The following is a 19,600-nucleotide window of genomic DNA, read 5'->3' as shown; positions in this document are numbered from 1 at the left end:
CCGCTCCCACAGGCATATCTGCACCTGTGGGAGCGGGTTTGCCCCGCGATGAGGCCTGAATGAACTACCTGAAATTAAAACGTCATCTCTTTCACATCATCCGGCACGATCAGCTTGCCGGCGGTCTTCTCGATGATCTCGTCCACCGTCACCCCCGGCGCGGTTTCGCGCAGGATGAAGGCGCCGTTTTCGATTTCCAGGTAAGCCAGATCGGTCAGCACCTTGCGGATGCAACCGGCACCAGTCAGCGGCAGGCTGCAGCGCGGCAGCAGTTTGGACTCGCCGTCCTTGGAGGCGTGGGTCATGGTGACGATGATGTTGTCGGCACCGGCCACCAGGTCCATGGCGCCGCCCATGCCCTTGACCAGCTTGCCTGGAATCATCCAGGAGGCGATGTTGCCCTCCACGTCCACTTCGAAAGCACCCAACACCGTGAGGTCAACGTGACCGCCACGGATCATGGCGAAGGATTCGGCGGAGCTGAAAATCGACGCACCACGGCGGGCGGTCACCGTTTGTTTACCGGCGTTGATCATGTCGGCGTCGAGCTGCGTTTCAGTCGGGAATTCCCCCATGCCCAGCAGGCCGTTTTCCGATTGCAGCATCACATCAATTTCGGCCGGGACATAGTTGGCCACCAGGGTCGGGATGCCGATGCCGAGGTTGACGTAGTAGCCGTCTTTGAGTTCGCGGGCGACGCGCTGGGCCATTTGTTCGCGGGTAAGTGCCATGGTCAGGATCTCTTTGTTGTTCTGTTCGGGGACGGTTCAGGCTTTGAGGGTGCGTTTTTCGATACGTTTCTCAAAGGTGCCGACAATCACCCGGTCGACGTAGATACCCGGGGTATGGATCTCGGTAGGCAGCAGGACACCCGGCTCGACGATTTCTTCGACCTCGACCACGGTGATCTTGCCGGCGGTCGCGGCCAGCGGGTTGAAGTTCTGCGCGGTGTTGCGGTACACCACGTTGCCGTAGTGGTCAGCCTTCCAGCCTTTGACGATGGCGAAGTCGCCGGTGATGGCTTCTTCGAGGATGTACTTGCGGCCATTGAACTCACGCACTTCCTTGCCTTCGGCAACCGGGGTGCCATAGCCGGTGGCGGTGAAAAACGCCGGGATACCGGCACCGCCAGCGCGCATTTTCTCGGCCAGGGTGCCTTGCGGGGTCAGTTCCACTTCCAGTTCGCCACTGAGCAATTGGCGCTCGAACTCGGCATTCTCGCCGACATAGGAGGCGACCATCTTGCGAATCTGGTGATCTTCAAGCAACACGCCCAGGCCAAAGCCATCAACGCCGCAGTTGTTCGAGACCACGGTCAGGCCCTTGACGCCACGGCGCTTGATCTCGTTGATGAGGTTTTCTGGAATACCGCACAGGCCGAAACCACCGGCCAGTACTGTCATGTTGTCGGTCAGGCCTTCAAGAGCCTGTTCATAGGTTGCTACGCGCTTGTCCAGTCCGACCATGCTGATCCGCCTTTTGTAGTTGTTGAACCGACAGGGGTGTCGGCGAGCGTTTGACGCATCTTCACCTTAATGGACTTATTTGTTAATTTTGTTTTTATGATCATTTGATTGATTTTTCAAAAGAATAGGCCACGCCGATGAACGTCAAACAGCTGCGCGCCTTCGTCACTGTCGCCAAATACCAGAGTTTTGCCCAGGCCGGCGAGCACCTGCATCTGTCGCAACCAGCCCTGAGCCTGACCATCAAGGCCCTGGAAGACAACCTCGGCGGCGCCCTGCTCAGCCGCACCACCCGCAGCGTCAGCCTGACTCCGGAGGGCGAAGTGCTGCTGCCCCTGGCCCGGCAGCTGCTGGCCGACTGGGACAACACCGAAGAACTGCTGCGCCAGCGCTTCACCCTGCAGTTGGGGCGGGTGTCGATTGCCGCCATGCCGGCCTTTGCCGGCAACCTGCTGCCAGCGGTGTTGAAAGTGTTTCGCCAGCGCTACCCGCGGGTCAATGTCACAGTGCATGACGTGATCAACGAGCAGGTGCTGGAACTGGTGCGCCATCGCCGCGTCGAGCTGGGTATCGGGATTGAGCCCGAGGCCAGCGCGCCAATGCTATTCAAGCCGTTGTACCTGGACCGTTTCGTCGCGGTGGTGCCCACTGATTCACCTTTAGCACAGCAAGCCCAGGTCAGCTGGCGCGAGCTGCTGGCTGAAGACTTCATCGCCCTGCAACGGCCCTCGGCCGTGCGTTTGCTGCTGGAGCAGGCCCTGGCGGCCGAGCATGGCAAGCTGGCGGTGGCCTTCGAGAGTCATCAGTTGTCAACCATCGGCCGCATGGTTGCCAACGGCCTGGGCGTCAGTGCCGTACCGGCCTTGTGCATCGGCCAGATGCAGGAGCTCGGCGCCTGCTGCGTACCGCTGGTCGAGCCAATCATCGAACGGCGCATTGGCGTCTCCCTGCTGGCTGACCATAAACTCTCAGCGGCAGCTCAGGCGCTGCTCGATGTATTACAAGAACAAGCCCGCCCCCAGGAGATGACATGCTTACAGTGAAGCTTGCCGACAAAGACGTTCCGGCTATCGGCCAGGGTACCTGGTATATGGGCGAAGACCCGGGCCAGCGTGGCCGCGAAGTGGCGGCGCTGCAGCAAGGCATCGATCTGGGCCTGACGCTGATCGACACAGCCGAGATGTATGCCGAAGGCGGTGCTGAACACGTGGTCGGCCAGGCCATCGCCGGACGCCGTGAGCAGGCCTTCGTGGTCAGCAAGGTGTACCCGCACAACGCCAGCCGCAACGGCATCCCGGCAGCTTGCGAGCGCAGCCTCAAGCGTCTGGGCACTGACTATATCGATCTGTACCTGTTGCACTGGCGCGGCCAGTACCCGCTTGAGGAAACCGTCGAGGCCTTCGAACGCTTGCGTGAAGCGGGCAAGATCGGCCGCTGGGGCGTGTCGAACTTTGACACCGACGATCTGCGCGAACTGCACAATCCCGACTGCGCCACCAACCAGGTCCTGTACAACCCCGCCCAGCGCGGCATTGAGTTCGACTTGTTGCCCTGGAGCCACAAACGCCAATTACCGACCATGGCCTATTGCCCGTTGGCCCAGGCCGGGCGCTTGCTCAAGCACCCGACCCTGTTTGAGATTGCCGAGCGCCATGGTGCCACCCCGGCCCAGGTCAGTCTGGCCTGGGTGACGCGTCAGGACGGTGTGATTGCCATCCCCAAGGCGGTGGACCCGGAGCATGTGCGCCTGAATGCGGCGGCTGCCAGCCTGACCCTCAACAGCGAAGACCTGCGCGCTATCGACCGGGCCTTTCCGGTGCCGACGCGCAAACAGCCTCTGGCGATGCTCTAACGAAAATCCCGACTGCGCACATCCAGCCCTTGCAACAGCGGACTGAGGTCTTCCAATCGCTGAGCAATCAGGTGGCGTACCCCGCTTTCGCACTCAAGCCGCCCGCTCACCCGTAACAATTGTGAGCCGACCAGAGCCCGGCGCTGACGCTCGGCCAGGTCGCGCCAGACCACCACGTTGACATTGCCGAACTCATCTTCAAGGGTGACAAAAGTGACTCCGCTGGCGGTCTGCGGGCGCTGCCGGCCGGTCACCAAGCCCGCCACGCTGACCTTGTCGCCATGCCCGGCGCCCTCCAGCGCCTGTGAACTGCGACAGCCCAACACGTCGAGACGGCGGCGCAACAAGCTCAGCGGATGCGGGCCCAGGGTGGTGCCGACACTGGCATAGTCGGCGAACATATCCTCGCCGATCGACGGCTGCGGCAGGCTCACAGGCGCCTCCTCAGGCGCATCAACCCCGGCGAACAACGGCAGCTGCGCCTGCACCGCCGCCACGCTCCAGCGCGCCCGGTAACGGTCACTGGCCAGCCCGCGCAGGGCACCGGCATCGGCCAGCAGTTCACGCGCCCGGGCATCGAGTTGCGCGCGCAGGCAAAGATCACTGATATCACGCCAAGCAGCCGCGCTCCGCGCCTGTTCGATGCGCCGGGCATCGTCCTGGCGAAAGCCGCGAATCTGCCGCAACCCCAGACGAATGGCCAGCGCCTGCCCTGCCCCCGGTTCCAGACTGCAATCCCAATCACTGTGGCAGACATCCACCGGACGGATCTCGATCCGGTGACGGCGGGCATCCTGAAGAATCTGGTCGGGACTGTAGAAGCCCATCGGCCAGCTGTTGATCAACGCGCAGGCATAGATCGCCGGTTCATGGCACTTGAGCCAGCAACTGGCGTAGGTCAGCAAGGCGAAACTGGCGGCGTGAGATTCGGGAAAGCCATAGCTGCCAAAGCCCTTGATCTGCTCGAAGATCCGCTCGGCGAATTCGCGGCTGTAGCCATTGCCGAGCATGCCGCTGATCAACTGTTCGCGGTGTGGTTCCAGGCCCCCATGACGTTTCCAGGCGGCCATGGCCCGCCGCAACTGATCGGCCTCGCCCGCCGAATAACCGCCTGCGACCATGGCCAGCTCCATCACCTGTTCCTGGAACAGCGGCACGCCCAAAGTACGCTCGAACACCTTCTGCAGGGCTGGTGACGGATAGCTCACCGGCTCCAGACCCTGACGCCTGCGCAAGTAAGGATGGACCATGTCACCCTGGATCGGCCCGGGGCGAACGATAGCCACCTCGATCACCAGATCGTAGAACTCCTTTGGCTTGAGTCGCGGCAGCATGGCCATCTGCGCCCGCGACTCGATCTGGAACACGCCGATGGTGTCGGCGCGACCGATCATTTCATAGGTGGCCGCACAATCGGCGGGAATCTGCGCCAGGCTCAGTTCACGGCCGCGATGGCGGTACAACAGATCAAAACAGCGACGCAAGGCGCTGAGCATGCCCAAGGCGAGGATGTCGACCTTGAGCAGGCCGACCAGATCGAGATCGTCCTTGTCCCACTGGATTACCGTACGCCCCTCCATCGCGGCGTTTTCCACCGGCACCAGCGTGTCCAGCGGCTGCTCGGAAATCACGAAACCGCCTGGGTGTTGGGACAGGTGGCGGGGAAAGCCGATCAATTCGCCGGTCAGTGCCAGCACCCGACGCAGCAACGGGGTGTCGGGATCGAAACCGGCTTCACGCAGTTGCTCCGGCGGCGGCAAACGATCGCTCCAGCGCCCGCAGCAGTCGGCCAACGCGTTGATCTGCGCCACCGGCAAGCCCAGCACCCGAGCAATATCGCGCACCGCACCGGCGGCGTGGTAGGTACTGGCCACAGCAGTCAACGCCGCGCGGTGACGACCGTATCGGTTGAACACGTACTGCAGGACTTCTTCACGACGCTCGTGTTCGAAATCGACATCGATATCCGGGGGCTCATCGCGCTCGCGCGACAGAAAACGCTCGAACAACAGGTGGCTGCGCATCGGGTCCAGTTCGGTGATGCCCAGCACGAAACACACCACCGAGTTGGCCGCCGAACCACGTCCCTGACAGAGAATGCCCTGGCCGCGGGCAAAGTTGACGATGTCGTGAACGGTGAGGAAATAGCTCTCGTAGTTCAGCTCGGCAATCAGCTCCAGTTCGTGTTCCAGCGCCTGGCGGGCTTTCTCTTCGAGACCGTTGGGCCAGCGCCAGCGCTGCCCCTGCTCACACAAATGGCGCAACCAGGCGCTGGCCGTCTGCCCGGCGGGCACCAGCTCGCGGGGGTACTGATAGCGCAGTTGGCTCAGGTCAAAGCGACAGCGGGCGGCGATGCGCAGGGTTTCATCGAGCAACGCCTGCGGATACAGCTCGGCCAGTTGCGTCAACGGGCGCAAATGACGCTCGCCGTTGGCGAACAGGCGTTGCCCGGCCTCGGCCACGGTGCAGTGATGACGGATCGCCGTCATGCTGTCCTGCAAGGCACGTCGCCCACGGGCATGCATGTGCACATCGCCCGCCGCCACGGCGGGAAGTTGCAGGGATGCGGCCAGGGTCAGCAACTGTTGCAGGCGCAGCCCATCGTCGGCGCCACGGTGCAGCTCGACCGCCAGCCACAGGCGCTCGGCGAAGCGCTCACGTAACCAGTGGCCGACAGCCAGATCCTGCTCGCCCTCATCCGGCACCCACAGGGCCAGCAGCCCGTCCTGGGGAACGTCGAAGTCTTCACGCAGTAGCTGGTAGGCGCCCTTCTGCGCCCGCCGTCGGCCCAGGGTGATAAGCCGGCACAGGTGCTGGTAACCGAGCAGATTCTCCGCCAACAGCACCAGCTTGGGTCCATCGTGCAGGCGCACTTCGCTGCCGACGATCAAGGGCAGCTCCACCGCCCTTGCCGCCTGCCAGGCCCGGACAATCCCGGCCAGGGTGCACTCGTCGGTGATCGCCAGTGCCTGGTAACCCTGTTGGCGGGCGCGGCGGAACAACTCCTGGGCGCTGGAGGCCCCGCGCTGGAAACTGAAGTTCGACAAGCAGTGCAGCTCGGCGTAAGTCGCGGGCGTGCTCATGCAAACCAGCCCTGCAGCCACAACGGCCCCTCTTCACCGAGGTTGCGGTAGGCCCAGGCATACAGCCCGCTCGGGGTTTGCACCCGGTAGTAGTCGCGACGCACATCGCCACCATCCCACCAACCGGACTCGATCCGCTCGGCGCCGGTCAGCAGTTGCACACCCACACCGGACAACGCCTGGGGCTCGGCCAGCAACCAGCCCGGGCGCAGTGCTGCGGGGGCGGCCGACGGCAGTTTGGCCGTGCAGTCCAGGCGCCAGGCGCATTCCGGGCGATGATCGGCCTGGGCCGACAGGCTGTGCACCGCCGTGTCGCCCAGACGCGCGCGCAGGCGTTCGCGCAGTTGCTCCCAAGGCTGGTTCTGCTGCGGGCGTGGCTCGAACAGTTCGCGGTGCTGCGGGACAAAGGCCGGCAGGTCTTCGGCCTGCAAACGCAGATTGCGCACCGGCGCCCTTAGCTGCAGTTGTTCAAGGCGCCCACGGGCCAGCTCGAACAGCATCAGCGGGTCACGCTCGGCGGCCAGCAGGCCAACGGCTACCCGGGTGTCGGTGCCTTCGGCGTGCTCCAGGTGCAGGGTAAAGCGCTGCACGCCGCTGTCACGGCCCGCCAGGAACGCGGCCAGATCGTTGATCAGACGGCGCAGCGGAAAGAGCAAGGCCTGGTGCGACTCGACATCGAAATTCAATTCCAGACGGGCGTCGAAGTGATCCGGCGGCAGATAGAACGTCAGCGCCATGGGGCGCAGCCCCAGCAGACGGTCCAGGTGCAGTTGCACCGCTGCGGCAAAACGCCGGGCCAGGGCCTCGCGGGGCAGCGTCATGACCTGTCCGAGTCGGCGCAGGCCCATACGGACTAAGGCGCTGGCCGCCTCCACTGGCAGACCTACCCGTTCGATGGGCAGTTGCTCAAGCGCGGCGCGCGTCTGTTCGGAACAATCGAGCGCCAGGCCATCGTGGCAGTTGGCGAGCATGCGCGCGGCCACAGGGTTGCTGGCCAGAACGATACGGTGGCGAAACCCCAAGGCGCTCAGCTCGGCACGCAAACGCGCTTCGAAGACAGGCCAGGGGCCGAACAGGCCGAGGCTGGATTCGACTTCCAGCAACAGCACCCGCGGGTAATGCAGGCTGACCTGGGAGCTGAACTGGTAAGCCCAGGCGGCGAGCAGTTGCTGCAAGGCGTCGATGGCGGCCGGGTCATGGTCGACGCAGGTGAAATTGCCCGCCAGCGCCTGAGCAGTGGTCAACGACTGCCCGGCACGCAGGCCAAGGGCCGCCGCTGCCGGGTTGACCGCCTGCAGTAGGCGTCGCTGGGGCGGACCACTGAGCAGCACCAGTGGCGTGTCGGGGTCGGCGCGCCCGCGCAACACAGCGTCGAGCGCCAGCTGCGGCAGGAGGATACAGGCCCAGAGCATGATCCATCAGCCTCGCCCGGGGCAGGCAATGGGCAGCGCCGGGGCCAGGCCGCCGCGGCATTTGAGTACCCGCCACTGGGCCGGGCGGGCATCAATGGCAATGCGCAACGCCGCCGGTGACGGGTTCAGCGCCGCCTGCAGAGGGCGCAGGGCAAAGGCCAGGGTCTGACCGCTTTCGGCGGCTACCTGCAAGCGACGCAAGGCGCGGTCGTCGGCCTTGTGTGGCCAGCACAGCACAGCGCCGCAACTGCCTGAGCGCAGGCATTGCTCGGCAGCCCAGAGCGCATCGGCCGCTGCCGCCTCGATCAGGGTCAGCCACTGCAGGTCGACCCCCGCCGCCTGCCAGGCCGGTGCATAGGGAATAAACGGCGGAGCAATCAGCACCACTCGCTCGCCACTGGCGGTCAGGCGGGCCAGGCTGGGCCAGAGCAATTGCAGCTCGCCGCAGCCTTCGGCGGTCAGCAACACCTCTGTGAGCGCACCGGGCGGCCAGCCACCGCCCGGCAATGCCGTGTCCAGCGCCGCATGGCCGGTGGGCTGCAAGCCCTGGGGCTGAGCCTGGGGCCGCCCCTTCCAGACCCGTTGCTGGTCGAGCAGCCCGTCGAGGCTGAGCACCGCGCCCATCAGCCGCGTCTCACCAGGCCGCAGAACACGCCTTCGATGACGAAGTCCTGGCCGGGGCCAACCTCGATCGGCGCATAGGCCGGGTTGCGTGGCAGCAGGCGGTACTGCTGGGCACTGACCCGCTCGAAACGCTTGATGGTCACCTCGCCATCGAGGCGGGCGACGATGATCTGCCCGTCACGGGCTTCGGCCTGCTGCTTGATGCCGACCAGGTCGCCGTCGAGGATGCCGTCATCGAGCATCGAGTCACCGCGCACCTTGAGCAGGTAGTCCGGCGAACGACTGAACAGTTGAGCGTCGAGCATGAGCTGCTCGTGGATATCAACGTCCGGGCCGATGGGCCGCCCTGCGGCCACCTGACCCAGCACCGGGATTTCCAGGACCTCGGGCCGACGCAGAGCCCCGGCCAGGCGAATGCCCCGGGCCTGGTTGCGGGTGACCTCGATGAACCCGGCCTCGGCCAGGGCCTGGATATGCTTGCGCGCCACACTGCGCGAGGCAAAGCCGAAGGCTGTGGCGATGTCGGCCAGGCTCGGCGGCTGGCCATGATCGGCAATCCGCTCACGGATGAAGGTGAGGATAGCGCTGCGTTTGGGCGATAGTCTGTTCATGGAGCACATTTGTACTCTTTTCAGCGCGCACTGACCAGCCCCTGTGATCGGGTTATGATGAGCGGCCACTGCAACGGACGCCCAGAATGCTTGAAGCCTTGTTGTTCGATCTCGACGGTACCCTGACCGATACCGACAAACTCCACCTGCAGGCCATGCAACAACTCTTGCTGGAAGAAGGCCGGGTGTTCACCGAGGCAGAATTCGATGCCCATGTCAGTGGTCGGGCCAACGCTGATCTGTGCCGCTACTTGTTCCCCGAACGGTCGCTGACCGAGCACCAGGTTTTTGCCGATCGCAAGGAAGCCCGCTTTCGCGCCCTGTCACCGACGCTGCAGCCCACCGCCGGGCTGATCCGGTTACTGGAGCATGCCGAACAGGCAGGCATCGGCATGGCCGTGGTGACCAATGCGCCACGGTCCAACGCCGTGCACATGCTCAATGCCATGGGCCTGGGTGAGCGTTTCAAGCATGTGCTGGTGGCTGAAGAGCTACCGCGGGCGAAGCCGGATCCACTGCCCTACCTCAGCGGCCTTGAATGCCTGCAAGCGCGGGCCAGTCATGCCCTGGCGTTCGAAGATTCGGTGCCTGGAGTGACGGCGGCCAGCCGGGCCGGGATCTTTACCGTTGGTCTGTCCACCAGTCAGACGCCCGAGGCGTTGCTCGCGGCCGGGGCGCAGCTGGTAGTGGCGGATTTCGAGGATCCGCGGCTGTGGGCGCTGATTGGACAAATGAGTGGGGTAACTATCTGACTTAGACATCGCGGGGCAAGCCCGCCCACCGAGCCGGTGGGCGGGCTTGCCCCGCGATGGCATCAACAGACTCACCCGGAAATGCAGCGCGTCGCCGCAGTCTTCACGTCACCCAGGCGCAGGGGAAAGTTGTTCAGGCGTTCGTACAGCTTGATGCTGCTGCCACTTCCGCGCTCGTTGATGTCTACCAGGGCAGCAGGCCCGGCTCCGATCTTTTGCGGCACGACCAGGCGCAGGCCGTCATGATGCGGCTCAACCTCAAGGGGGCCACGGCTTTCAACCAATTGCTGCTGTACGCAGGTGGCGTACTCCTGGGGCTTCTTGCCGGAAATCACGCTCAAGGTTTCCGGCGAGCTTTCCAGCTCCGACACGCTGGCGCAACCACCCAGCGTAACTGCCAACGCTGCTACAACCCACTTCATCAAGCTACACCTCCACCACGGAAAAAGACTCTGACCGCGCCCAGACCATTTTGCTCCCTTGATTGGCAGATTTATCGTAGGTCTGGCACGAAGGGCGACAGTGTAACCGTTGATCATGGTATCGTTTTGATTTGCCCAAAGATCCATTGCGGAGAGCAACATGAAATTCGTACACCAGCGCGAACACCTCAATGAAGACGACATCGTCGTCATCGAGTGTTCCCAGCGCTGCAACATCCGCCTGATGAACGACGCCAACTTCCGCAGCTTCAAGAATGGCGGGCGCCACACCTATCACGGCGGTGCTTTCGTCGATTTCCCGGCGAAGATCACTGTGCCCAGCACCGGTTTCTGGAACATCACCATCGATACCGTCGGTCCGCGCGCGTTGTCTGCAGTGACCAAGCCGACCTTCACCCACAAGATCAAATTCATCCGCCGTTCGTCGTCGAAGCTGAGATAAGCCATGAGCCAGACCACCAAGTACGTCATCAAGTACAAGATCGATGGCGAGCGTCGTTTCGACTTCGCCCAGATGAGCAGCGACGCCCCTGAACAAGTGCAAGCCGCCCTGGAGAAACTCCACGGCGAAGACGCGAAAAAGATCACCGACATCAAGGTCAGCAAAGCCCTGTAACGGATACAGCGCAGAAGGAACCCCAGGCATGAGCCCATGGCCGGACACCCGTCTTCTTGATCTGCTAGGCATCGAACTGCCGATCCTTCAGGCGCCCATGGCCGGTGCCACCGGCTCGGCCATGGCCATTGCCGTGAGCAATGCCGGCGGCCTGGGATCACTTCCCTGTGCAACTCTGAGCCTGGAGCAGATCCGCGCCGAACTCGAAGCCTTTGCCAAGGCCTGCAATGGCCCGCTCAACGTCAATTTCTTCTGCCACCAGCCACCGCAGCCTGATCCGGCGCGCGATGCGGCCTGGAAACTGGTGCTCAAGCCTTACTACGAAGAGCTGGGCGCCGACTTTGATGCGCCAACGCCAGTATCCAACCGCGCACCGTTCGACGACGCCAGTTGCCAGCTGATCGAAGCCTTCAAGCCAGCCGTAGTCAGCTTCCACTTCGGCCTGCCAGAGGCAAGCTTGCTGGCACGGGTCAAGGCCACTGGAGCGAAGGTGCTGTCCAGCGCCACCACCGTAGACGAGGCGATCTGGCTGGAGCAGAACGGCTGCGACGCGATCATCGCCATGGGCTATGAAGCCGGCGGGCACCGCGGGATGTTTCTCAGTAGCGACCTCAATTCCCAGGTCGGTGCCCTGGCGCTGGTGCCGCAAATCGTCGATGCCGTGAAGGTTCCGGTGATTGCCGCTGGCGGCATCGGCGACCATCGCGGCATTGTTGCCGCCCTGGCCCTGGGCGCGTCGGCGGTACAGCTGGGCACCGCGTACCTGTTCTGCCCGGAAGCCAAGATCTCGATGGCCCACCGCCAGGCCCTGCGCAGCGCCAAGGAAAGCGACACGGCCCTGACCAACCTGTTTACCGGGCGGCCGGCCCGCGGCATCAGCACGCGGATCATGCGCGAACTGGGTCCCATCAGTGCGCTGGCACCGCACTTCCCGCTGGCCGGTGGTGCGCTGATGCCGCTACGGGCGATCAGCGAGCCACAAGGTAACAGCGATTTCAGCAACCTCTGGTCGGGCCAGGCGCTGCGCTTGGGGCAAGCCCTGCCGGCCGCCGAGCTGACCCGTGAACTGGCAAAAAACGCCCTCGCCCAGCTCAACCGCTGAAAACAGTGCTTTCCGTTTGTCGGGTGCTCGCTATATATTCATGTATACAGCGATCACCCCTCAGCCCATGGAGCTGTGTTTCATGAGTAAGTGCGCACCGCGTTTTGCCCTGGCCGCCCTGGCCGCGTTCATGACCGTCAACAGTGCCTGGGCCGATGAGGTTCAGGTGGCTGTCGCTGCCAACTTCACCGCACCGATCCAGGCGATTGCCAAGGACTTCGAGAAAGACACCGGTCACAAGCTGGTCGCCGCCTACGGTGCCACCGGGCAGTTCTATGCGCAGATCAAGAACGGGGCGCCGTTCGACGTCTTCCTCGCCGCCGACGACAGCACCCCGGCCAAACTGGAAAGCGAAGGCGATAGCGTCAAAGGTTCGCGCTTCACTTATGCCATCGGCACCCTGGCACTGTGGTCGGCCAAGCCTGGTTACGTCGACGCCAAGGGTGAAGCGCTGAAGAAAAATGAGTTCAAGCACCTGTCCATCGCCAACCCGAAAGCTGCGCCTTACGGCCTGGCCGCCACCCAGGTGCTGGACAAGCTCAAGCTGACCGAGGCCACCAAGGCCAAGATCGTCGAAGGCCAGAACATCACCCAGGCCTTCCAGTTCGTGTCCACCGGTAATGCCGAGCTGGGCTTTGTCGCCCTCTCGCAAATCTACAAGGACGGCAAAGTCACCGAAGGTTCGGCCTGGATCGTCCCGGCCAGCCTGCATGAGCCGATCAAGCAAGATGCGCTGATCCTCAACAGGGGCAAAGACAATCCGGCGGCCAAGGCCCTGGTGGACTACCTCAAAGGTCCGAAAGCCGCTGCGCTGATCAAGTCCTACGGTTACCAAATCTGATGCCGCTGGATGCCAGCGACCTGGGTGCTATCTGGCTGACCTTCAAACTGGCCAGCCTGACCACGTTGATCCTGTTGCTGGTCGGCACGCCCATCGCCTGGTGGTTGGCGCGCACGCGCTCCTGGCTGCGCGGGCCGGTAGGCGCGGTGGTGGCCCTGCCGCTGGTGCTGCCCCCGACAGTCATCGGCTTTTACCTGCTGCTGGCCCTGGGCCCCAACGGCTGGATCGGCCAGACCACCGAGGCGCTGGGGCTGGGCACCGTGGTGTTCAGCTTCAGCGGCCTGGTGATCGGCTCGGTGATCTACTCCATGCCCTTTGTTGTGCAACCGCTGCAGAACGCCTTCAGCGCTATCGGCGAGCGCCCGCTGGAAGTCGCCGCCACCCTGCGCGCCAGCCCCTGGGACAGTTTTGTCCATGTCGTGCTGCCGCTGGCCCGGCCCGGCTTCATCACCGCCAGCATCCTCGGCTTTGCCCATACCGTGGGAGAGTTCGGCGTGGTGCTGATGATCGGCGGCAACATCCCCGACAAGACCCGCGTGGTCTCCGTACAGATCTTCGACCATGTCGAAGCCATGCAATACCTGCAAGCACACTGGCTGGCCGGCGCCATGCTGGTGTTCTCGTTCCTCGTGCTACTGGCGCTGTACTCCAGCCGCCAGGGCAAATCGGCCTGGAGCTGAAGCGTGCAGAAGATGATCCATGCCCGGCTCAAAGTCGCCCGTGACAGTTTCGAGCTGGACGTCGACCTGCAATTGCCCGGTCGCGGCATCAGTGCCCTGTTCGGCCACTCAGGCTCAGGCAAGACCACCTGCCTGCGCTGCCTTGCCGGCCTGGAACGGGCCTCCGAGGCTTATATCGAAGTCAACGGGCAGATCTGGCAAGACTCGCGACGCGCGCATTTCATCGCCCCGCACCTGCGCCCGATCGGCTATGTGTTCCAGGAACCCAGCCTGTTCCCGCACCTGACTGTCCACGCCAACCTGACCTTCGGCTGGCGCCGTATTCCGGCCCAGGCGCGCAAGGTCAGCCTTGAGCAGGCCTGCGCGCTGCTGGGCATCGAGCACTTGCTCGAGCGCAAGCCCGCCACCCTGTCCGGCGGTGAGGCGCAACGCGTGGGCATCGCCCGGGCCTTGCTCAGCAGCCCGCAACTGCTGTTGATGGACGAGCCCCTTGCCGCCCTCGACGGCCCGCGCAAACGTGAGATTCTGCCGTACCTGGAACGTCTGCACGCTGAGCTGGAAATACCGCTGATCTATGTCAGCCATGCCCAGGATGAAGTGGCCCGGCTGGCTGACCACCTGGTGCTGCTGGAGCAGGGCAAGGTCCAGGCCAGCGGCCCGATTGCCACCACCCTCGCCCGCCTCGACCTGCCGCTGGCTCAGGGTGACGATGCCGGGGTGATCATCGATGGTCAGGTCAGCAGTTACGACACCCGCTACCAGTTACTCGGCCTGCAACTGCCGGGCAGCCCCCTGGAGCTGCGCCTGGCTCACGAACCACTGGCACTTGGCACGCCATTGCGGCTCAAAGTGCAGGCCCGGGATGTCAGCCTGAGCCTGGTCGAAGATGCCCACTCAAGCATCCTCAACCGATTACCGGTACGGGTCAGGGGTCATCAGCCGGCGGATAACAATGCCCATGTCCTGGTCAGCCTCGATGCTGCCGGCAGCGTATTACTGGCCCGAATAACCCGCTACTCGGCCGATCAGTTGGGCCTGCACAGCGGTCAACAACTGATAGCGCAGATCAAGTCGGTGGCTCTGCTGCGCTGATCACGCATCAACGCAAGGGGCTGAGCGCCGAGAGAAGGTGCCTGGTGTTGTTCCTGCAACGCCGTTAGCCCCTTGAAAGTCGATACAAAAGCCCTCAGTTCTCATATCATGCAGAGAAATTTCCCATATTCGCTCAAGCCCCCTATGCTTGCCGGTGTGAGCAGCGTTCGCTGCTACGGAACGCCCAATCGCCCCCTACCGGCACCTGCGTCTAAAGACTCACTACAGATTCTGTGTTCGGCGGAATTAATATTTCCCGAAAGCGTCTTTAATGAAGGAAAAGAGGAACGCGTTCCGCGTGTTCCCGGCTTGTGCGGGCGCGGCCTGCAAAGCAACTTACGTTACCAAGGAGATATACATGCTGATACTCACCCGCAAGGTTGGCGAAAGCATCGTCATCAACGATGACATCAAAGTCACCATTCTGGGCGTCAAAGGTATGCAAGTGAGGATCGGCATCGATGCACCGAAAGATGTTCAGGTGCACCGCGAAGAGATTTTCAAACGCATTCAGGCTGGCAGCCCGGCACCGGAAAAAGGAGACACTCATCACGAGTAAGACTACCTGATTCAAGCCGCACGGATGCGCTTGACCCGATCGCGTCAGCCCTGGTGGCGGGCCGCAATGGCCTCATGACGACGTGGGCGGGCGGAGCGATTGGTTAACCTTGGCGATCAACCTGGGTATATCGAAGGATTTGTCGAACGCCACTGCGAACAACTCTGGACTGTCCCATCCCTTATGCGTCTGGGCGCCGCTGATTAAAATTATCGGCAGCGGCTGCCAAGCCATATGCAGTGCACCGCTGTCCTGATTCCTACGCAACTGGAGAGGGCCCGCCGGGCGATTGCCCATCAGTGCCTCACCCAGCTCGATCACACCATCGACCATGACATCCTGCAACTCTTCCTGTTGCTGTACCTGCAGCTCGACATCTTTAGCCAGTGTGCATGGAGCGCAGACATGGTAGCCAGGTGTTTGGCATTGCTGTTGAAAGGGCTCGCTGTGCGCGTCGCAGAAGACCGGCCCAGACCCTCCCTCTGCGGTTGACTCAAATATAACGATGAGTTATAAAGCTCGCTTGATTGCGGAGGAAATGTATTTTCTCCAGGGCTTCGATCCAACAGCGCGCCCGGTCGCCAGACCCTTTCAAACCTGTGCGAGTGTGGTGGAATTGGTATACACAGCAGACTTAAAATCTGCCGGCGTGAGCCTTGCGGGTTCGAGTCCCGCCACTCGCACCATCTTCTGAAAAAGGCGCCTTGCAGGCGCCTTTTTGCTGCCTGCGATTCACCCCACCCCAAGCGCAAAGGCGGCAAGCAGCTGCTAAGGTAAAATGGCCCAACAACAAAGGAAGGTGGCCATGCGATATACCTTGTTCGACAACCAGCGTGATGTAATCATTTTGCTCGCACGTATCCTGCTGATGATCCTGTTCATCATGTCCGGCTGGAGCAAACTGACCGGCTTCGACGGTACCGTCGGTTACCTGACCTCACTCGGCGCCCCCATGCCCACCGTCGCAGCCGCCGTTGCGGTGATCATGGAGTTCTTTGTCGCAATCCTGCTGATCCTGGGTTTCTACACCCGCCCGTTAGCGTTTCTGTTCGCCTTGTTCGTGATCGGCACCGCAGTGATCGGCCATCCATTCTGGACCATGGACGACCCGGAACGCGCGGCCAACAGCGTACAGTACTTCAAGAACCTGAGCATTTGTGGCGGCTTGCTGTTGCTGTCGGTGACAGGCGCCGGAAAATTCTCGGTGGATGGGCGATAGCGCGGCGACTTGCCCCTACAGGTCATCAAGCGGATCGACACCCTCGTCCCAGTCGATTTCATCCAGGGCGTCGGCTTGGTCGTCGTCCTGCGGATCGAACAACGGGTCGACTTCGTCCTGCTGTACAGGGTCGCCGTCATAGAACTCATGATCGAGCAAGTGATCGTGTTCAGGTTCGTGAATATCCGGCTCATCGTGCATCATCAGCTCCTGCAGCAGCGCTTTTGGCAAAGGGGACGCCTGTATAAGCCAGGGGCTGAAAATCGTCAACGCCAGGGAGCGCCAATGAAATACCTGCTGATTTTCATCCTCAGCCACGTCGCGACCTACTATGCCGTTGGCGCTGTTATTGACGCACGCCTTCAGGGCCTGGCCGAGGACCTGCGCCATTATCCCCACGCACCGATCCAGGCCCAGTACTTTGAAGACGTGCGCCTGCATGCGCGGCATTCGAAGATCGAATACTGCGCGATGCTGGGTACACTCCTGGCCGCACTGCTGTCTCTGCTGGTGTGGCTGCTGACGTGAACTACAGCGCCATTCGGTATTCGACGGAGCCGGCATTTTCCGCGAGCCAGTCATAGAGCTTCTGAGCCCGCTCGTTGGTTTGCTGAGTGTGCCAGTACAACCGCGCACACTGCTTCTCGCGAGCAAAGGCCTGGACCCACTCGATCAAGGCTTTGCCCGCCCCTCGTGCAGCGCTACAGCCGACACCATAGGCTCCCCTGGATCGATGAAGCGATTGAGGTCAACCCTCAGCCTTGTTGATGCTGGTGGACTTGGCACTATCGGGCGTGGCCGATACCGTAGCGTTGCCCTACACAATCTACGTGCAACACAGAAACGGCGATATTCCGAAGACACGACTGCAATAGTGGCGAGGTAATTTGCATACCTCTGGTCGCCTGCCTTACAGCTTTGTTGCAGCTATCCGAATGGATGACTAATAGTTAGTTGTCTGCCTGGGGAGGCACAAAAAATGCAACCAAGATTCGTTATCGTTCCGGCGGTGCCAATAGAGCAGGAATCCTTCCGCACTGGCACCCGCTTCTACGCTACAACCGTGTCGGGCGGCTTCGACATTTATGACAACCAGGGAAAAATGCGGCTAAAACCAAGCTACCAGGGCAAGGAAGAAGCAATGGCGCACTGCGCCCGAATGAACGCCGAGGACAGTTCAAGCCCTGTGAACTGTCCCGCCTACTTGATGCAGACCTAGCCGAGCAGTGCCCAGCGTCACGAAGCCGCGAGTGCGAGCGTCGTGGCGCTGGCCTGCTTGCGGCGCTGGACCGGATTCTCCGGGATGCTCATGCAGGTGGCGTTTTTCTCCACAGAATCAAGCGAATGCCATCGTTTGTGAGCGGCTGCGCCGGGACGCTGATGACCATTAACCAGGGACTCAGCCTCCAACCGCAAGCACTCCGCTTACGCTGCGCGCATCAGGGACAAGTAACGCCCTGAGCGGCTCAGGAACCTCAATAACCTCTCTGGTAACCGGTGAGACGCAAACGTGTGTCAGGCTAGCGGTAAATGCCTTGATATCTGGCGCTATATTACCCTCGACCAGAAAGGTGAACGAGTGAAGCGATACACTGGAAACACTTACCTTCATGCAAAGCTCGTCATCCCAAGTGACCGGATGAAGAAACTCTAGCGAAAATGCCCTTGCCGGAGGCAGCAAATCAAAGCCTAACAGGGTTCTTAATCCAGGACCGGACAACCAAACTGTAAGTGCATCATGAACGGCCTCAATAACGAAGTACGAAAACCTGGGTGTGTAGACAATCCCTTCCGGGTCACAGTCGCCGAACAATACCTTTCTTTTGACAATCACTGAGTTCGGCACAAGATCAATCCTTAATGTTGAGTGACAGAGCGCTAACAACCATCTCGCAACGCCTGGTTGTCCAGGGTGGACGATACCTCCCTCTCATCTCCATTGCATAGCCGCCAGCGTGACAGGAGAACAGTCATGGGCGTTGCGCAAACGATGCCTGTTTATGCGGGAACGATCAGCTTTTCGAGCGCGCAAAGAAAAACCCCGCAGACGTTAATCTGCGGGGTTTTCAATAATGGAGGCCGAGGTCGGAATCGAACCGGCGTAGACGGATTTGCAATCCGGAGCATAACCACTTTGCTACTCGGCCTCAAATGCCCGAGACCCTTGAACAAGCGATCTCCAACACATACAACTCTTTAAGGAAACAACTCACTAAAACCGCTATCCCCTTGAAAACGCTAGGCTTTTCAGCTGCCTCGTTTTCGATGGACGCAATTATGGACTCATTCGTTTGAGCTGGCAACCCCTTGAATTCAAAAAGTTTATTTTTTTCTGCAAGCAGCGCCAAGCGCCCGTGAAACCCGGGTTCGAACGCAGGGTTCGGGGTGACACATGCCCGCTAAAGCGTCTTATCATACAGAGCATGCCCCCTGCCCACGTCTTGACCTGCCGTCGATGATGCAAACCGAACTGGACCTGTTCAATCCTCAAGATCCACTGCAACCGCAGTGGGTCGGCAAACAAGCGGTGCTATTGCCAGGCTTTGCCCTGCCCCAGGTTCAGGCGTTGCTGCCGGTACTGCGTGAGGTTGTCGCCCAGGCGCCGTTTCGCCACATGTTCACACCCGGTGGGCTGAAGATGGCTGTGGGGCTGACCAACTGTGGTGCACTGGGTTGGGTCAGTGATCGTCAGGGCTACCGCTACAGCCCGGTTGATCCCCTGAGTAATCAGCCCTGGCCGGTATTACCCGAGATGCTACTGGAACTAGCCAACCACGCAGCCGCCTTGGCCGGGTTCAACGACTTTCAACCCGATGCCTGTCTGGTCAACTGTTATCGCCCAGGCAATCGCTTAAGCCTGCATCAGGACCGCGACGAGCGTGACTTCACCCAGCCGATCGTGTCGGTGTCACTGGGGTTGCCCGCAGTGTTTCTGTTGGGCGGACATGCCCGTAAAGAACCCTCCCAACGTATTGGCCTGCGCCATGGTGACGTGCTGGTCTGGGGGGGCGAGGACCGTCTGCGCTATCACGGGGTACTGCCACTCAAGCCGGGTACACATCCGCTGCTAGGCAATCTGCGGATCAACCTGACCCTGCGCAAGGCTGGAGACAGTGACCCGCGCACAGCTGGATCACGGTGTTCGGAGCATCCCTTCACCTGAGCAGGCCAAGCACCTGGTCACTGCTGGCGCGCAAGCCAGGTGCCCGGCAGCACCCCATAAACTGTACATACATACAGATAAAACT

At 61.8% G+C, this 19,600-nt stretch carries 24 protein-coding genes, 2 tRNA genes and 1 pseudogene; 16 read left to right on the top strand and 11 right to left on the bottom strand.

Annotated features, from left to right (window positions below; all coding sequences use genetic code 11):
* Positions 1 to 74 precede the first annotated feature (74 nt).
* Together C6382_RS03020 and C6382_RS03015 are read right to left on the bottom strand one after the other, a co-directional pair.
* Positions 75 to 731: a CoA transferase subunit B gene (locus C6382_RS03020; protein WP_107023066.1), complete on the bottom strand. Its 657-nt coding sequence runs from the start codon at positions 729 to 731 to the stop codon at positions 75 to 77.
* A 36-nt stretch (positions 732 to 767) separates the two neighbouring features.
* Entirely contained in the window at positions 768 to 1,466 is a 699-nt protein-coding gene (locus C6382_RS03015) for a CoA transferase subunit A (protein ID WP_107023065.1), read from the bottom strand.
* 137 nt (positions 1,467 to 1,603) lie between these two features.
* Between C6382_RS03015 and C6382_RS03010 the strand changes: the two genes are divergently transcribed.
* Positions 1,604 to 2,509 (top strand): LysR family transcriptional regulator, encoded by a 906-nt coding sequence (locus C6382_RS03010; RefSeq protein WP_107023064.1) that lies wholly within the window; start codon positions 1,604 to 1,606, stop codon positions 2,507 to 2,509.
* Complete coding sequence (locus C6382_RS03005; RefSeq protein WP_107023063.1) at positions 2,497 to 3,318, top strand: aldo/keto reductase; 822 nt, start codon at positions 2,497 to 2,499, stop codon at positions 3,316 to 3,318. The genes C6382_RS03010 and C6382_RS03005 overlap by 13 nt, the downstream gene beginning before the upstream one ends.
* Here C6382_RS03005 and C6382_RS03000 read toward each other — a convergent pair.
* From C6382_RS03000 to lexA, 4 genes are read right to left on the bottom strand one after another with little or no spacing between them, the layout of a single operon-like run.
* Positions 3,315 to 6,422 carry an error-prone DNA polymerase gene (locus C6382_RS03000; protein WP_218276239.1) on the bottom strand — a complete coding sequence of 1,036 codons (3,108 nt, stop codon included), beginning with the start codon at positions 6,420 to 6,422 and terminating at the stop codon, positions 3,315 to 3,317. The two genes, C6382_RS03005 and C6382_RS03000, sit on opposite strands and share 4 nt — an antisense overlap.
* A complete protein-coding gene (locus C6382_RS02995; protein WP_107023061.1) occupies positions 6,398 to 7,813 on the bottom strand; it encodes a DNA polymerase Y family protein in 1,416 nt (471 codons plus the stop codon). The genes C6382_RS03000 and C6382_RS02995 overlap by 25 nt, the downstream gene beginning before the upstream one ends.
* 6 nt (positions 7,814 to 7,819) lie before the next feature.
* Positions 7,820 to 8,437, bottom strand: a complete 618-nt coding sequence (gene imuA, locus C6382_RS02990; RefSeq protein WP_107023060.1) for a translesion DNA synthesis-associated protein ImuA — start codon at positions 8,435 to 8,437, stop codon at positions 7,820 to 7,822.
* Positions 8,437 to 9,057, bottom strand: coding sequence for a transcriptional repressor LexA (gene lexA, locus C6382_RS02985; protein ID WP_178082737.1), 621 nt, complete (start codon positions 9,055 to 9,057; stop codon positions 8,437 to 8,439). Before lexA ends, imuA begins: the two co-directional genes overlap by 1 nt.
* A 77-nt stretch (positions 9,058 to 9,134) precedes the next feature.
* Between lexA and C6382_RS02980 the strand changes: the two genes are divergently transcribed.
* Positions 9,135 to 9,800 carry an HAD family phosphatase gene (locus C6382_RS02980; protein ID WP_107023059.1) on the top strand — a complete coding sequence of 222 codons (666 nt, stop codon included), beginning with the start codon at positions 9,135 to 9,137 and terminating at the stop codon, positions 9,798 to 9,800.
* Between the two features lie 71 nt (positions 9,801 to 9,871).
* On the opposite strand, the gene C6382_RS02975 is transcribed toward C6382_RS02980, so the two are convergent.
* A complete protein-coding gene (locus C6382_RS02975; RefSeq protein ID WP_107023058.1) occupies positions 9,872 to 10,222 on the bottom strand; it encodes a hypothetical protein in 351 nt (116 codons plus the stop codon).
* 160 nt (positions 10,223 to 10,382) lie between these two features.
* On the opposite strand from C6382_RS02975, the gene C6382_RS02970 reads away from it, so the two are divergent.
* The 9 genes from C6382_RS02970 (at position 10,383) to C6382_RS02930 (ending at position 16,352) form a co-directional block, all read left to right on the top strand.
* A complete protein-coding gene (locus C6382_RS02970) occupies positions 10,383 to 10,685 on the top strand; it encodes a DUF1883 domain-containing protein (RefSeq protein WP_038612501.1) in 303 nt (100 codons plus the stop codon).
* 3 nt (positions 10,686 to 10,688) lie between these two features.
* Positions 10,689 to 10,859, top strand: coding sequence for a hypothetical protein (locus C6382_RS24120; RefSeq protein WP_178082736.1), 171 nt, complete (start codon positions 10,689 to 10,691; stop codon positions 10,857 to 10,859).
* A 28-nt stretch (positions 10,860 to 10,887) separates the two neighbouring features.
* Positions 10,888 to 11,961, top strand: coding sequence for a nitronate monooxygenase family protein (locus C6382_RS02965; RefSeq protein WP_107023057.1), 1,074 nt, complete (start codon positions 10,888 to 10,890; stop codon positions 11,959 to 11,961).
* 82 nt (positions 11,962 to 12,043) lie between these two features.
* Entirely contained in the window at positions 12,044 to 12,802 is a 759-nt protein-coding gene (gene modA / locus C6382_RS02960) for a molybdate ABC transporter substrate-binding protein (RefSeq protein WP_107023056.1), read from the top strand.
* Complete coding sequence (gene modB, locus C6382_RS02955; protein WP_107023055.1) at positions 12,802 to 13,482, top strand: molybdate ABC transporter permease subunit; 681 nt, start codon at positions 12,802 to 12,804, stop codon at positions 13,480 to 13,482. The genes modA and modB overlap by 1 nt, the downstream gene beginning before the upstream one ends.
* A 12-nt stretch (positions 13,483 to 13,494) precedes the next feature.
* Positions 13,495 to 14,574, top strand: a complete 1,080-nt coding sequence (modC, locus tag C6382_RS02950) for a molybdenum ABC transporter ATP-binding protein (RefSeq protein WP_107023504.1) — start codon at positions 13,495 to 13,497, stop codon at positions 14,572 to 14,574.
* A gap of 358 nt (positions 14,575 to 14,932) precedes the next feature.
* Positions 14,933 to 15,133: a carbon storage regulator CsrA gene (gene csrA / locus C6382_RS02945; RefSeq protein WP_107023054.1), complete on the top strand. Its 201-nt coding sequence runs from the start codon at positions 14,933 to 14,935 to the stop codon at positions 15,131 to 15,133.
* 601 nt (positions 15,134 to 15,734) lie between these two features.
* A tRNA-Leu gene (locus tag C6382_RS02935) sits at positions 15,735 to 15,819 on the top strand.
* A gap of 119 nt (positions 15,820 to 15,938) precedes the next feature.
* Positions 15,939 to 16,352, top strand: coding sequence for a DoxX family protein (locus tag C6382_RS02930; protein WP_107023052.1), 414 nt, complete (start codon positions 15,939 to 15,941; stop codon positions 16,350 to 16,352).
* A gap of 15 nt (positions 16,353 to 16,367) precedes the next feature.
* Here the strand turns inward: C6382_RS02930 and C6382_RS02925 are convergent, their stop codons facing one another.
* A complete protein-coding gene (locus C6382_RS02925; RefSeq protein WP_256588913.1) occupies positions 16,368 to 16,583 on the bottom strand; it encodes a hypothetical protein in 216 nt (71 codons plus the stop codon).
* Positions 16,584 to 16,637: 54 nt separating this feature from the next.
* Here C6382_RS02925 and C6382_RS02920 point away from each other — a divergent pair, with 54 nt between their 5' ends.
* The gene (locus C6382_RS02920; protein ID WP_107023051.1) at positions 16,638 to 16,880 is read left to right on the top strand and encodes a hypothetical protein; all 243 of its coding nucleotides are present in this window, start codon (positions 16,638 to 16,640) and stop codon (positions 16,878 to 16,880) included.
* Position 16,881: 1 nt separating this feature from the next.
* Here C6382_RS02920 and C6382_RS02915 read toward each other — a convergent pair.
* Positions 16,882 to 17,034 (bottom strand): annotated as a pseudogene (locus C6382_RS02915) (GNAT family N-acetyltransferase); the annotation flags it as partial.
* Between the two features lie 85 nt (positions 17,035 to 17,119).
* On the opposite strand from C6382_RS02915, the gene C6382_RS02910 reads away from it, so the two are divergent.
* Both C6382_RS02910 and C6382_RS02905 read left to right on the top strand, forming a co-directional pair.
* Complete coding sequence (locus tag C6382_RS02910; protein WP_107023049.1) at positions 17,120 to 17,227, top strand: YceK/YidQ family lipoprotein; 108 nt, start codon at positions 17,120 to 17,122, stop codon at positions 17,225 to 17,227.
* A 104-nt stretch (positions 17,228 to 17,331) separates the two neighbouring features.
* Positions 17,332 to 17,571, top strand: coding sequence for a hypothetical protein (locus C6382_RS02905; protein ID WP_107023048.1), 240 nt, complete (start codon positions 17,332 to 17,334; stop codon positions 17,569 to 17,571).
* Between the two features lie 180 nt (positions 17,572 to 17,751).
* Here the strand turns inward: C6382_RS02905 and C6382_RS02900 are convergent, their stop codons facing one another.
* Both C6382_RS02900 and C6382_RS02895 read right to left on the bottom strand, forming a co-directional pair.
* Positions 17,752 to 18,198: a thioesterase family protein gene (locus C6382_RS02900; protein WP_107023047.1), complete on the bottom strand. Its 447-nt coding sequence runs from the start codon at positions 18,196 to 18,198 to the stop codon at positions 17,752 to 17,754.
* Between the two features lie 227 nt (positions 18,199 to 18,425).
* Positions 18,426 to 18,499, bottom strand: a tRNA-Cys gene (locus C6382_RS02895).
* 308 nt (positions 18,500 to 18,807) lie between these two features.
* Here C6382_RS02895 and alkB point away from each other — a divergent pair.
* Positions 18,808 to 19,515: a DNA oxidative demethylase AlkB gene (alkB, locus tag C6382_RS02890; protein WP_107023046.1), complete on the top strand. Its 708-nt coding sequence runs from the start codon at positions 18,808 to 18,810 to the stop codon at positions 19,513 to 19,515.
* Positions 19,516 to 19,600: the final 85 nt, after the last annotated feature.

The sequence above is a fragment of the Pseudomonas sp. BBP2017 genome (genome assembly GCF_003024385.1).
Classification (GTDB): Bacteria; Pseudomonadota; Gammaproteobacteria; order Pseudomonadales; family Pseudomonadaceae; genus Aquipseudomonas.
The sequence above is the reverse complement of the archived record's forward strand: the minus strand, read 5'-3'. Positions and strand labels throughout refer to the sequence as shown.

Bases quoted from the DNA above. Each gene is read 5' to 3' on its own strand.
- C6382_RS03020 (WP_107023066.1), bottom strand. From the start codon at position 731: ATGGCACTTACCCGCGAACAAATGGCCCAGCGCGTCGCCCGCGAACTC.
- C6382_RS03015 (WP_107023065.1), bottom strand. From the start codon at position 1,466: ATGGTCGGACTGGACAAGCGCGTAGCAACCTATGAACAGGCTCTTGAA.
- C6382_RS03010 (WP_107023064.1), top strand. From the start codon at position 1,604: ATGAACGTCAAACAGCTGCGCGCCTTCGTCACTGTCGCCAAATACCAG.
- C6382_RS03005 (WP_107023063.1), top strand. From the start codon at position 2,497: ATGCTTACAGTGAAGCTTGCCGACAAAGACGTTCCGGCTATCGGCCAG.
- C6382_RS02995 (WP_107023061.1), bottom strand. From the start codon at position 7,813: ATGCTCTGGGCCTGTATCCTCCTGCCGCAGCTGGCGCTCGACGCTGTG.
- imuA (WP_107023060.1), bottom strand. From the start codon at position 8,437: ATGGGCGCGGTGCTCAGCCTCGACGGGCTGCTCGACCAGCAACGGGTC.
- lexA (WP_178082737.1), bottom strand. From the start codon at position 9,057: ATGTGCTCCATGAACAGACTATCGCCCAAACGCAGCGCTATCCTCACC.
- C6382_RS02980 (WP_107023059.1), top strand. From the start codon at position 9,135: ATGCTTGAAGCCTTGTTGTTCGATCTCGACGGTACCCTGACCGATACC.
- C6382_RS02975 (WP_107023058.1), bottom strand. From the start codon at position 10,222: ATGAAGTGGGTTGTAGCAGCGTTGGCAGTTACGCTGGGTGGTTGCGCC.
- C6382_RS02970 (WP_038612501.1), top strand. From the start codon at position 10,383: ATGAAATTCGTACACCAGCGCGAACACCTCAATGAAGACGACATCGTC.
- C6382_RS24120 (WP_178082736.1), top strand. From the start codon at position 10,689: ATGAGCCAGACCACCAAGTACGTCATCAAGTACAAGATCGATGGCGAG.
- C6382_RS02965 (WP_107023057.1), top strand. From the start codon at position 10,888: ATGAGCCCATGGCCGGACACCCGTCTTCTTGATCTGCTAGGCATCGAA.
- modA (WP_107023056.1), top strand. From the start codon at position 12,044: ATGAGTAAGTGCGCACCGCGTTTTGCCCTGGCCGCCCTGGCCGCGTTC.
- modB (WP_107023055.1), top strand. From the start codon at position 12,802: ATGCCGCTGGATGCCAGCGACCTGGGTGCTATCTGGCTGACCTTCAAA.
- modC (WP_107023504.1), top strand. From the start codon at position 13,495: ATGATCCATGCCCGGCTCAAAGTCGCCCGTGACAGTTTCGAGCTGGAC.
- csrA (WP_107023054.1), top strand. From the start codon at position 14,933: ATGCTGATACTCACCCGCAAGGTTGGCGAAAGCATCGTCATCAACGAT.
- C6382_RS02930 (WP_107023052.1), top strand. From the start codon at position 15,939: ATGCGATATACCTTGTTCGACAACCAGCGTGATGTAATCATTTTGCTC.
- C6382_RS02920 (WP_107023051.1), top strand. From the start codon at position 16,638: ATGAAATACCTGCTGATTTTCATCCTCAGCCACGTCGCGACCTACTAT.
- C6382_RS02910 (WP_107023049.1), top strand. From the start codon at position 17,120: ATGCTGGTGGACTTGGCACTATCGGGCGTGGCCGATACCGTAGCGTTG.
- C6382_RS02905 (WP_107023048.1), top strand. From the start codon at position 17,332: ATGCAACCAAGATTCGTTATCGTTCCGGCGGTGCCAATAGAGCAGGAA.
- alkB (WP_107023046.1), top strand. From the start codon at position 18,808: ATGATGCAAACCGAACTGGACCTGTTCAATCCTCAAGATCCACTGCAA.